At 61.0% G+C, this 12459-nt stretch carries 9 protein-coding genes; 8 read left to right on the forward strand and 1 reads right to left on the reverse strand.

Features of this window, described 5'->3' with window-relative positions:
• The first annotated feature begins 560 nt into the window (after positions 1-560).
• Together BM399_RS13330 and BM399_RS13335 are read left to right on the forward strand one after the other, a co-directional pair.
• A complete protein-coding gene (locus tag BM399_RS13330) occupies positions 561-3380 on the forward strand; it encodes a TonB-dependent receptor (RefSeq protein WP_244531250.1) in 2820 nt (939 codons plus the stop codon).
• A 24-nt stretch (positions 3381-3404) separates the two neighbouring features.
• Positions 3405-3947 (forward strand): peroxiredoxin, encoded by a 543-nt coding sequence (locus BM399_RS13335; RefSeq protein WP_092868286.1) that lies wholly within the window; start codon positions 3405-3407, stop codon positions 3945-3947.
• 27 nt (positions 3948-3974) lie between these two features.
• On the opposite strand, the gene BM399_RS13340 is transcribed toward BM399_RS13335, so the two are convergent.
• Positions 3975-4754, reverse strand: coding sequence for a DeoR/GlpR family DNA-binding transcription regulator (locus BM399_RS13340; protein ID WP_092868287.1), 780 nt, complete (start codon positions 4752-4754; stop codon positions 3975-3977).
• Positions 4755-4881: 127 nt separating this feature from the next.
• Here BM399_RS13340 and BM399_RS13345 point away from each other — a divergent pair, with 127 nt between their 5' ends.
• The 6 genes from BM399_RS13345 (at position 4882) to BM399_RS13370 (ending at position 12412) form a co-directional block, all read left to right on the forward strand.
• Positions 4882-6468 (forward strand): amino acid permease, encoded by a 1587-nt coding sequence (locus BM399_RS13345; protein ID WP_092868288.1) that lies wholly within the window; start codon positions 4882-4884, stop codon positions 6466-6468.
• A gap of 81 nt (positions 6469-6549) precedes the next feature.
• Positions 6550-7950, forward strand: coding sequence for an NAD(P)/FAD-dependent oxidoreductase (locus BM399_RS13350; protein WP_244531252.1), 1401 nt, complete (start codon positions 6550-6552; stop codon positions 7948-7950).
• Entirely contained in the window at positions 7950-9227 is a 1278-nt protein-coding gene (locus tag BM399_RS13355; RefSeq protein ID WP_092868289.1) for an NAD(P)/FAD-dependent oxidoreductase, read from the forward strand. Before BM399_RS13350 ends, BM399_RS13355 begins: the two co-directional genes overlap by 1 nt.
• The gene (locus tag BM399_RS13360) at positions 9218-10654 is read left to right on the forward strand and encodes an FGGY-family carbohydrate kinase (protein ID WP_092868290.1); all 1437 of its coding nucleotides are present in this window, start codon (positions 9218-9220) and stop codon (positions 10652-10654) included. Before BM399_RS13355 ends, BM399_RS13360 begins: the two co-directional genes overlap by 10 nt.
• 70 nt (positions 10655-10724) lie before the next feature.
• Positions 10725-11744 carry an LLM class flavin-dependent oxidoreductase gene (locus tag BM399_RS13365; RefSeq protein WP_092868291.1) on the forward strand — a complete coding sequence of 340 codons (1020 nt, stop codon included), beginning with the start codon at positions 10725-10727 and terminating at the stop codon, positions 11742-11744.
• Positions 11741-12412: a sulfite oxidase-like oxidoreductase gene (locus BM399_RS13370; RefSeq protein ID WP_092868292.1), complete on the forward strand. Its 672-nt coding sequence runs from the start codon at positions 11741-11743 to the stop codon at positions 12410-12412. The genes BM399_RS13365 and BM399_RS13370 overlap by 4 nt, the downstream gene beginning before the upstream one ends.
• Positions 12413-12459: the final 47 nt, after the last annotated feature.

Consider the following 12459-nt stretch of genomic DNA (forward strand, 5'->3'; position numbering starts at 1 on the left):
CTTGCACATCAGAGGCCGGTTCCCTCCCCTCGTTCGTTTCGGAGCCGATATCGTTGCTCCAGATCGTGAATGCATGACGAGCAGATCGCGGTTCTTCAGAGCGCATCTGAAATTGTCCCGGTGCTTACATCGCCAATCTCTCTCTGAGCTGAACTCTGGGCCGAAGCTAAAAGATTTACCAAATTTACTTGCATCGTGATGCGACACGCGCAGGTGCTTCGATTTCTCGGCGTCATTAGCGATGTCGCAAATGGCGACCCGAGCGTCAGGTCCGATGTCGGCGGATCGGAACGCGTTCAGGATGCGCAATGCAATCGATACAGCATCGGATATGCATCCGACCGAGATGCGAACAAATCATTACGCTGAGCATTCAGTTGCTCCCCCGCAACCGCATCTGTCCCGAACGGAAATCGGGAAAAATTTCCACTGCCATCAGGTTCGTCGTGTTTGCCAAACTGATCTAGCTGAATTGTCGATTCTCGTTTGCCACAAACTGGGGAAGGCAAAGAGCAGAATCGGTAGGCGCTTCTGCGCGATGTTCTCCTATTCGGAAGAACATGAAAGCAGACGGTATGGGGGACGGCATGAAGCATCCCGCTTTCGCTTTGGCGACTGCAGTCGCGTTATGCGCGACGGCGGAAATCACGGGGCCGGCGATAGCGCAAGATGCGGGAGGGGCAGCGCCGCCGACATCTGCGCCGGCACCTTCGACATCCACGCCAGCTCCATCCACATCCGCGCCATCCACGCCGGCGCCTTCCGGGGGCGCCGCAACGCCGAGCACTAATCTTCCTGAAGTCCAAGTCATCCAGCAAAAGAAGCCGAAGCCGGGCCCATCCAAACACGTGACCAAAGCGCCAAAGAAGGCGAAGCCGAGCCCGGTTGAGCAAGTGAGCAAACCGCCCGTTAAAAAGCCGGCTCCGGTTGCAGCCGCGGCTGCCGTTGCGCCACCGGCGGCTGTCCCACCGGCAGTCGCGCCGCCACCGGCTGTCGAATCCGATACTGAAGGCGTATCGCAGGGCGTGACGTATGAGGTTGCTCCGGGTCCGAGCACCGTCAAGATGTCCCCGATCAGCGGTAGCGAAATTCCGATCGAGAAAGTGCCTGGTAGCGTCAGCACCATTTCCGCGGGCGAGATCGCACGGCTTAAGGCGGATTATGTGCCAGACGCCCTTGCGCACTATGTGCCCGGCGTGATCCTCAGTGACGTCCAAGGAAACGTCTTCCAGAACAACGTCGACTACCGAGGCTTCACTTCATCGCCAGTTGATGGCGTGCCGCAAGGACTTGCCGTCTACCAGAATGGCGTCCGCATCAACGAAGCCTTCGGAGATACGGTCAATTACGACTTTCTTCCGGCCGTCGCCATCAACCACATGGCGATCCTGAGCGGCAACCCGGTCTACGGTTTGAATGCAATCGGCGGCGCGCTGACGATCGATATGAAAGACGGATTCACCTATCAGGGTTTGGAGACGGATGCGCGCTTCGGATCCTTCGGCCGGGCGCAGGGCTCCATTCAGGACGGCATGCGATTTGGCAACTGGGCGACCTACATCGCGCTCGAAGATATTCACGACGATGGATACCGCGATTTCGGAACGTCGGATATTCGCCGGATGTATGCCGATCTCGGAGTGAGAGGCGATGGCTCCGAGTTTCATATCAACTTTACCGGCGCCGACAATACCTTTGGCGCGGCTGCTGCGTCGCCTATCGAGTTGTTGGATGAACGCTGGAGCAAGATCTTTACATCCCCGCAATCGACAACCAACCAAATGGAGATGGTGTCCGTCAACGGTAAGGTGAAAGCTTCGGACACCTGGGACCTCGCCGGCGTCGCCTACTATCGCCACTTCAATCAGCAGCATGTGGACGGAAACATTTCCAATGCGAGCCCTTGTCCCATCTTGCCGTCCAGCACACAGACCGGCGCATGCTTTCAGAACCTCGATGGCACCAACATCCTGCTGAGCGATACCAACGGCAATACAATCCTATTGCCGAATGACCTCACGGGTCTCGGCGAAATTGACCGGACTTCCATCGATGCAAACAGCTTCGGCGTTTCGCTTCAGGCGGTGGACAAGGAAAGACTCTTTGATCGCCACAACCAATTCTTGGTGGGAGCGAGCATCGATCACGGCAACGTTTCGTTTCGATCCTCCGCTGAGCTTGGCTTTTTCCAACCGAATTTCATCGTGAGCGGCGGCGGCGGATTTGTCGGACCTTTCGCGCAGGGATGCGATCTCACAGCATCTGGAGACCCGGCCGACGGATGCACCCCGAATGGAACGACCGCGTTATCCGACATTCGGCCCGTCAATATTTCGACGACCAACACGTACTACGGCATTTTCTTCCTCGACACCTTCGACGCGACGGACCGATTGGCTCTAACGGTCGGCGGCCGATTTAATATCGCCGACCTCCGGATCCATGATGAAACCGGTTTGGCCCCGGCCCTCAACAGTTCGCCCACCTATACGCACTTCAATCCGGTGGCGGGTGGCACATATAAGCTCTTCGACGGGATTTCGGTTTACGCCGGCTATTCGGAAGCCAATCGCGCTCCGGTTCCAGCAGAACTCGCCTGTGCAGATCCCAACCAACCCTGTCTTCTGCCGAGCTTCTTGACTTCGGATCCGCCGTTGAAGCAGGTCGTCTCGAATACGTGGGAGGCGGGCTTCAGAGGCGAGAACACAAATATTCTGACGCACGAAAAGGTGAGCTGGAGTCTGGGCTATTTCCGCACAACGAACAATGACGACATCACCGAGGTCGCATCATCCATCATCGGCCGCAGTTCGTTCGCCAACGCCGGGGAAACGCTGCGGCAGGGCCTCGAGGCACAGGTGAACTATTGGTCGGGACGGCTTTTCACCTATATGGGATACAATTTTGTCGACGCTACATTTCAGAACGATCTAACCCTTCCCTCACCCTTCAACCCTGCCGCCGATGCGGATGGAAATATCTTCGTCCATCCCGGAGATCGCATTCCGGGCGTGCCGGCCCACAAGTTCAAAGCTGGTTTCGACTATGGCTTGACGCCACGCTGGAGAGCGGGAGCTGATTTGATCGCTGCGAGCAACCAGATCTTCTTTGGCGATGCATCCAATCAGAATGAGCCGCTTGGCGGTTATGCAAAGGTCAACCTGCATACCTCCTACGATGTGACCAACAACATTCAGATCTACGGGCTCGTGGACAATCTCTTTGACCGGCACTACGGAGCTTACGGAACCTTTTTCGATGTTGAGGAAACCAACGATAGCGGCGCGGCGCTCGGCAGCATAACATTTACGAATCCGCGCACGATTGTACCGGCTCCGCCAATCACTGCTTACGGCGGTATAAAATTCAAGTTCAACTAAGGTCCGCCAAAAGGGGGAACCAACATGCTGACCCGATATATCTTGGTCGTTGCCATGCTCTTCGCTTGCGGCACCGAACCGGCTTCGGCGGCGCTGAAGCCTGGCGATAAGGCGCCGATGTTCAAAGCGCATGCCTCACAAGGCGGCAAGGAATTCACGTTCTCGCTTGCCGAGGCGCTGAAAAAGGGACCGGTGGTCGTCTATTTCTATCCCCAGGCCTTCACGTCGGGCTGCACCATCGAAGCGCACGAATTCGCGGAGGCGATGGTGAAATTCAACGCCCTCGGCGCGTCGGTCATTGGCGTCAGCAACGACGACATCGCGACGCTCAATAAGTTTTCGACATCGGAATGCCGTAGCAAGTTTCCGGTCGCGGCTGATAAGGATCAGCGGATCATGACGGCCTACGATTCCGTGATGATGGGCATCTTGCCGTACGCAAACCGCACATCGTACGTCGTCACGCCGGATGGGCGGATCTCGTATGAGTACACATCGCTCGATCCATCAGACCATGTAAAAAATACGCTGGCTGCAATCCAGAGCTGGAAGGCAAAGCACGAGTAGTTGCGCGCGCGCTCTCGTCCTTGGCTCTCAGCCGGCCTTGATCACCGAAACGCCCGCATCTTCGAGGGCATCGGCGATCGCCTGAGGCGGCTCGGATTCGGTGACGACACGATGCACTGCTTCCAGCGGCGCGACCTTGATGAGGCCGCCACGGCCGAATTTCGACGCATCGGCAAGCACCGTGACGGAACGCGATTGCGTGATCATCGCGCGCGCGACATCCGCTTCTCTCAAATCGAAATCGAGGATGCCCACCGTCTCGATCGAGCCGACGGCAAGCACGGCGTGGATGGCATGAAACTGGTTGATCTGCTCAATGGCGATCGGGCCCAGGTTCTCGGTGCTTTCAGCGCGGTACTCGCCGCCGATCAGGAATGTGGAGTTGGAGGTGCCGCGCGCCGCCAGCGCCGCGATCGCTGCGGAATTGGTAATGACGGTCAGACCGCTTGCCATCGCGAGCTCTTCCGCAAACAGCAATGTCGTCGTTCCGGTGTCGACGAACAGGGTGTCGCCGGGCTCGAAAAGTTGTATGGCGCGCCGGGCGATGGCGCGCTTGGCCTCGGCATGCTCCAGGAGGCGCCCTTGAAACGATCCCTCGATGTCCGCCTCAGGAGTCGCTCCCCTAGGCTCGGCGAGGGTCGCTCCCCCATGAATTTTGCGGACGCGGCCGCGCTCCGCCAAATCCGTCAGATCCCGGCGGATCGTTTCCCTTGAAGTTCCAAGGAGTTCCGCCAGCGCATCGACGGTTACCCGCTCGCGCTCGCGAACCATTTGCTCGATCCGTTCACGCCTTATGTTAGGCCGCATTGTTTTCTGCCCGTTCGGTCATTTTATTTGACTGTTCAGCCATTCTATTGGAGCATGCCACAGATATTTCGCCCATACGGGCAAAATGTAGACGCTGTCGATCCGAGTTAACAACTGGGGGTTGGGAATGGGTCAGGACGAAGATACCAAAGTATTGCATTCGATGGGCTACGCGCAGGAATTGTCGCGGCGCATGGGTGCATTCTCGAACTTCGCAATTTCGTTTTCCATCATCTGCATCCTTGCGGGCGGCATCACTTCATATCCGCTCGCAATGGGAACGGGCGGCGGTTTCCAAGCAACCGTGGGCTGGATCGTGGGCGGCGTCTTCGCCCTCGTCGTTGCCACGTCGCTCGGGCAGATCGCATCAGCCTACCCGACGGCCGGCGGTCTCTATCATTGGTCATCCATCCTTGGCGGACGTGGTTGGGGTTGGGCAACGGCTTGGATCAATCTCCTCGGCCTGATCTTCGTCGTCGCGTCGGTCAACGTCGGCGTGTGGCTTCTGTTTCGCGACCTCGTTCTCGCCGGCGTTTTCCACATGGACGTCACGGCGTGGACCACGCTGTCGACCGATCCGCTGCCTGCCGGCATGACGGCCGATCAAGTAGCGGCCAACAATAACCACGCCTATCTGGTTCAGGTCATTGCAGTCAGTCTCATTACGTTTTGTCAGGCGGTTTGCAACCACTTCGGCATCAAGCTCACCACTGCACTCACGGATTTTTCCGGCTACCTGATCCTCGTCGTTGCGGTCGTGTTGACTGCGATGTTCCTGATCTGGGGAGCCAGCTGGGATTTCTCGCGGGTCACGACGTTCGTCAACAACACGGGTGAGGCTGGCGGCGGCTATGTGCCGGAGCCACGCACGGCTCTCATCGCCTTCCTCATCGGCCTGCTCTATCCGCTCTATACGATCACGGGCTTCGACGCGTCGGCGCATACGTCTGAAGAAACCCGCGATGCCCGCAATGCGGTGCCGCGCGGCATGATCCACTCGGTGTTCTGGTCGCTCGTGTTCGGCTTCGTGATGGCGTTGTCGTTCGTGCTCGCCAGCCCCGATATGGCGGCGACTGCGAAAGACGGCGCAAACGCGTGGTTCAACCTCTTCAACAACCTGCCTGCGCCGCAGCTGCTGAAAGATGTGATCGCGATCTCGATCGTGGTCGCGAACTTCATCTGCGCCCTCGCCGGCCTCACTTCGACCTCGCGCATGATCTTCGCATTCGCCCGTGATGGCGGCCTGCCGGGATCGAGCGTGTGGAAGAGGGTCAGCCCGACGTGGAGAACGCCGGTTCCGGCCATCTGGCTCGGAGCGGTGCTTTCGGTTGCCGCAACGCTCTACTCGCCGGCCTTTGCCGCCCTTGCTGCCGGCTGCGCGTTGTTCCTCTACGTATCGTACGCGATGCCGATCGCGGCTGGCCTCCTCGCTGAAGGAAAAACCTGGACCGAGTTCGGGCCGTTCCGCCTCGGCATCTGGTCGAAGCCGTTGGCACTGCTGACCATACTTGGCGTCTTCGTGCTCATGTATGCGGGCATCCAGCCTCCGTTCGACATTCTCATCAACTATGCGATCGGTCTGCTCGTCCTCCTCGTGGTGCTGTGGTTCGGAATCGAATCGCGCCGCTTCAAGGGTCCTCCGATCGGAGCCGAGATTGCGAAGCGGCAGGCTGAGATCGCTGCGGCCGAGCGCGCCGTCGGCGAAGCTGTTTAAGACTCATATAACGAAGGCCGCGAGTTCACCGCTCGCGGCCTTTTTGTTTCCGTTACGATGCTCACAATCAAAAAACGCCGAATGGCAAAGGACCAAAGCAATATGTCGATCGCAGATGTCGCGATCGTAGGCGCGGGTGTCGTCGGCTGCGCGATGGCGCGACGCTTCGCTCTCGAAGGGGCAAAAGTCGTTCTTCTGGAACGCGGCGCGGACCTGCTCTCGGGCGCCAGCAAAGCCAACAGCGCCATCTTGCACACGGGCTTCGATGCGCCGCCCGGCAGCGTCGAACTCAGCTGTATGCAAGCCGGATACGCCGAATACCAAGCGATACGCGAAAGCTTCAATCTTCCGTTGCTCGAAACCGGAGCCATGGTCGTTGCCTGGTCGGACGCGGAGAAAGCGGCACTCGACGGGATCGAGGCGCAGGCGCGCGCAAACGGCATCCACGATGTGCGGCGGCTGACGGCTTCCGAAATACGCGCGCGCGAACCGCAGCTTTCGCATCGCGCGCTCGAAGCTCTGCTGGTGCCAGGCGAGCATGTGATCGATCCGTGGTCGCCGTTTCTGGCCTATCTGCTGCAAGCCAAATCCCACGGCGCCGAGATCCGATTTGCTACTGAGGTGATTTCCGGAGGCTTTGACGGCGATATCTGGACGCTACAGACGAGCACCGGCGAGCAGAGGGCGCGGACCGTCATCAACTGTGCCGGACTTTTTGGCGACCGGCTCGACGCGCGTCTCCTGGGTACGGCCTCATTTCAAATTCGCCCGCGCAAAGGTCAGTTCGTCGTCTTCGACAAGGCGGCGGCAGCGCTTCTCCGAACCATCGTCCTGCCTGTTCCGTCGGAACGCACCAAAGGCGTCGTTCTCACGCGCACCGCTTTCGGGAACTTGCTCGTCGGGCCCACCGCCGAAGAGCAGCAGGATCGCGAACGCGCGACCGTCGTGGATGACACGCTTCGCGGTTTGATCGCGCGCGCCGTGGAAATGATACCTGCATTGGCGGATGCCGGCGTGACGGCCGTTTACGCAGGGCTTCGCCCCGCGACCGAAGAGAAACATTATCGTATCTCCGCGCATCCAGACCGTAATTGGATCACGGTCGGCGGGATCCGATCGACGGGCATGACAGCATCGCTCGGCATCGCCCAGCACATCTACAAACTCTACGAGGAGATGGGCCATCGCCACGTGCCCGTCGCGGCGCCGGCAACGCCCCGCGTTCCAAATCTCGCGGAGCACGAACCGCGGGACTGGCAATCGGCGGGTTACGGAGAGATCGTGTGTCACTGCGAGATGGTGACGTTGCGAGAGATTGAGCAGGCTCTTTCGGGGCCGTTGGCGCCCGGAAATTTCGGTGGCCTCAGGCGTCGCACACGGTGCGGCATGGGTCGATGCCAGGGCTTCTATTGCAACGCCCGGCTGGCGCAGCTCACGGCCGGACATTTTGCATCGCCTTTGGCGGTCGGAGATGCTGCGTGATGGCCCTGCCGTCCGAGAGATCCGCGAGCGTTGACGCGCTCGTAATCGGCGCCGGGCCTGCGGGCCTTGCGTCGGCGACGCGGCTGAAGCGTCTCGGTCTTGCGCGCGTCGTCGTCATCGATCGCGAGCTGGAAGCCGGCGGCATTCCGCGCCACTGCGGGCATTCGCCGTTCGGCATGCGCGAATTCGGACGCGTGTTGACCGGACCCGCGTACGCGCGGCGACTGACCGATGCCGCAAGACGCGCGGGTGTCGAACTGATGCTTGGCAATACCGTCGTCGCGATCGACACCGGCAAACCTTTGGTCGCGACTTGCACGAGCAGCGAAGGCATCGTCCGCATCGCGGCCAAACGCATTATTCTGGCGACCGGCGTGCGCGAGATGCCGCGGGCGGCGCGCCTCGTTTCGGGCGACCGGCCCATCGGCGTTCTGAATACGGGCGCTCTGCAGGCCTACGCATATCTTCAACATCTTGCGCCCTTTCGCAGGCCAGTGATCGTCGGAACGGAACTCGTTTCGCTTTCGAGCCTGCTGACGTGCCGCAAGATCGGTGCTCGTCCGGTCGCGATGATCGAGGAGCGTAGCGGACCGACTACGCGGCGGCTTTTCATGGGCTTGCCACGCCTGCTCGGCGTGCCGGTGCTTTACGGAACCCGCATCACCGACATCCGTGGGATGCACCGCGTCGAGGCCGTGACGCTCTCGGGAGCGGACGGAAAGCGACAAGATATCGAATGCGACGGCGTGCTTTTCACGGGCCGCTTTACGCCCGACGCACCGCTCGCCCGGGCAGCGGGGCTCGACATCGATAGCCGCACCGGCGGCCCGACGATCGATCAATTCGCGCGAACGAGCGAGCCGCGGATTTTCGCTGCGGGCAATGTGCTGCATCCGGTCGAGACAGCAGGTTGGTCGTGGCGAGAGGCTGTGCGCGTCGCGGACTTCGTTGCTGCCGATCTCGGCGGGTGGCTGCCGTCACCGGAAAACGCAATCACGCTTACACCCGGGGACGGCGTCCGCTATGTCGTGCCGCAACGCATCGTGCGGGGACCTGGGGGATTGCCTCATATCCAATTACGTGCGACCGGCGACGTTTCCGGCGCATTGGTTGCATGCAGCAAAGGCCAGCGATTGAGAACACAACCGATGACGTCAGGACCCGAGCGCCGGATTTTGGCGCCGCTCGCCGCGTTCCGTCAGGCCGATAGCGATATCACCTTCAGTTTCGACAACCGCCGTTCAACGGCATCCCGGAGCGATGCGACATGCGTGTAGCGGCGATCGATCAAGGCACGACTTCGACGCGCGTTCTCGTCGCCGACACGGACGGCGCGATAGAGATCGCGTGCGCCATCACACATCAACAAATCCATCCGCATCCCGGCTGGGTGGAGCACGATCCTGAAGAGCTGCTGTCGAACATTCGCGCTTGTCTCCAGGCTGCGGGCGTCGTCGATGCGATCGGCATCGACAATCAGGGCGAGAGCTGCCTCGCGTGGGATGCGCGAACCGGCGAAGCCTTATCTCCCGTCATCGTGTGGCAGGACAATCGTACCGCCGACGTCATCGAGCGCCTGAAGGCGTCCGGCGCCGAAGCATTGACGCTGGCACGGGCCGGGCTGCCATTAGATGCGTATTTCTCAGCGTCGAAGCTCGCTTGGATCATCAACACGCTTCCGGCGGCGAAGGCCGCACTCGACGCCGGACATCTGCGGCTCGGTACGACGGATGCATTCTTTCTCGACCGCCTGACCGGTACCTTCGCGACCGACGTCACGACAGCCTCACGCACGTCCTTGATGGATCTCGAGACGGGACAGTGGGACGAAGAGCTTTGCCAGCTCTTCGGCGTTCCGATGTCGTGCCTGCCGAAAATCCTGCCAACCGTTGCGGATTACGGGCGCGTTGACGGCGTGCCGATTACCGCGGCCGTCGTCGATCAGCAGGCGGCCCTCTTCGGTCATGGATGCCGCAAACCCGGCGATGCCAAGATCACCTTCGGCACCGGCGCATTCGCGCTGACGGTCACGGGCGACAAGATCGCACGCGCGCCGAATAAAGGTTTGCTGCCGACGGTCGCCTGGTCGATCGATGGCCAAATGACCTACGCGGTCGACGGCGGGGTCTATGACGCCGGTTCGGCAATCGAATGGGCGCGCCGCATCGGTCTCGTGTCGGATCTAACCGCGGATCTCGATTGGTTCGACGGTGCGCCCGCTATCGAGCGCGGCGTCGTCTTCGTGCCGGCGCTTTCGGGGCTTGCCTGTCCGCATTGGGATCGGACGGCCGCGTCGCTTTTCCTCGGGATGTCGGCTGCGACGACGCGGGCCGATCTCTGTCAGGCATTGCTCGAAGGGATTGCGCTCAGCGCCGCCGATGTCGTCGGGGCCATGGACGCGCATGTTGCGATTGGCCGTTCGATTGCCATCGACGGCGGCCTCGCCCGTAGCCGGTATTTCGCGCAGTTCCTTGCAGACATGATCGGCCGCGACGTTCTCGCGACGAGCTTCGATGAGAGAACGGCATTCGGCACGGCGTCGCTTGCCGCGCTCGGCGCCGGCTTTGCATTGCCTGAGCCCGAAACCGTCTCGCGGACGTTTTCGCCGCGCGGCGGGGATAATGGCAAGATACGCGCACGCTTCAGCGAGGCCGTATCACGGGCCAAGGGCTGGCGGGATCACGGCGGACAGCAAGCCGACTAAAAGGTCGCCCGTGGGCGAGCTGACATTGGGACCCTCCGCACCTACATGATGCGGGAGGCCGGAGGTTCCAATGGTTCCACTTTCCATACTCGATCTCGTTCGCGTCACCGAAGACACCGATGCGCGCGGCGCTCTCGATAACGCGCGCGACCTCGCCGCGCATGCCGAAATCTGGGGCTATCGCCGCTTCTGGGTCGCCGAGCATCACAACATGCCGGGGATCGCCAGCGCCGCGACTTCGATCGCCATCGCGCACATTGCCGCCGGATCGAAGTCCATTCGCGTCGGCGCGGGCGGCATCATGCTGCCCAATCACGCGCCGCTCATCATCGCCGAGCAGTTCGGCACCCTCGCGCGGCTTTTTCCCGGCCGCATCGATCTCGGCGTCGGCCGCGCGCCCGGCACCGACCAGCTGACGGTGCAGGCGTTGAGGCGGCAACCGACGGCCGCCGATACGTTCCCGCGCGACGTGCTCGAGTTGCAGGCCTACTTCGAACCAGCGGCGCCTCACCAGCGTGTGCAGGCTGTGCCGGCGGCCGGAACGAAGGTGCCGATCTGGATCCTCGGATCGAGTACGTACGGAGCGCATCTCGCGGCGGAGCTTGGACTTCCCTACGCGTTCGCCTCTCACTTCGCGCCCGACCAACTGCTGGCCGCGCTCGACGTTTACCGTAGCCGCTTCAAGTCGTCGGAGCAGCTCGCGACGCCGCACGCGATGGTCGGCGTCAACATCATCGCCGCTGAAACCGACGGGGAAGCGCGGCGACTGGCGACGACGCAGCAGATGTCGTTCGCAAACATCTTTCGCGGGGCGCGGGGGCTGAGCCAACCGCCGATCGACGACATCGAAGCCTATTGGACGCCGCGCGAAAAGACGCAAGTTCTGCAGATGCTTCAGCGTTCCATCGTCGGTTCGCCGGAAACAGTCCGCACCGGGATCAATGCGCTCATTGACGAAACCGCTGCCGACGAGATTATGATCGTATCCGATGTTTATGATCATAACGCGCGGTTGCGCTCGTTCGAGCTTATCGCGGCCGTACACGAAACCAGCGGCAAAGAACGCATGTCGACGGAGACCTGTCCTTGAGCAACGACCAAAGCGAGCCGCCTCCGAGCGCCAGCAAGCTTACGCGGACCAAGCAACGCTGGGCACGGGAAGGACGCTTCCTTACGGGAAGGACGGCGCGTGCAGAATCGGAGCGGCTGCCTCCGGGCCAGCATCTGGTTTGCGATTGGCCCGTGCTCGATCTCGGCGAGCAACCCGCGATTGCTCTCGACGCCTGGAACCTCGTGATCGACGGCGCGGTCGATCATCCTGTGACGCTCGATTGGGCTGCATTTCAGAGCGAGCCTCAAACGGATAAGACCTCGGATATTCATTGCGTGACGACTTGGTCGCGATACGACAACCGCTGGACCGGCGTCGCGACACGAGATCTGCTCGACCTCGTCCTGCCGAACGCCGCCGCCCGCTTCGTCGTTCTGCACAGTTATGATCGCTATACGACCAATATAACGCTCGAAGACTTCGCGTCCGACGACGCGGTCGTGGCGCACACCTGGGAAGGAAAGCCGCTGACCCGAGAACATGGCGGGCCCGTCCGCCTGGTAGTGCCACACCTTTATTTCTGGAAAAGCGCGAAGTGGCTGAAGCGGATCGAGTTCACGGCTGAGGACGCGCAGGGGTTCTGGGAAGTCAACGGCTATCACAACCGCGCGGACCCTTGGCTGGAACAGCGCTATTCCGACGATTGAGCTATTCCGGGCGATTGAAGCAGCGGCTTCAAGTGCTGCTCAATTGG

The sequence above is a fragment of the Hyphomicrobium facile genome (assembly GCF_900116175.1).
Taxonomy (GTDB): Bacteria; Pseudomonadota; Alphaproteobacteria; order Rhizobiales; family Hyphomicrobiaceae; genus Hyphomicrobium_B; species Hyphomicrobium_B facile.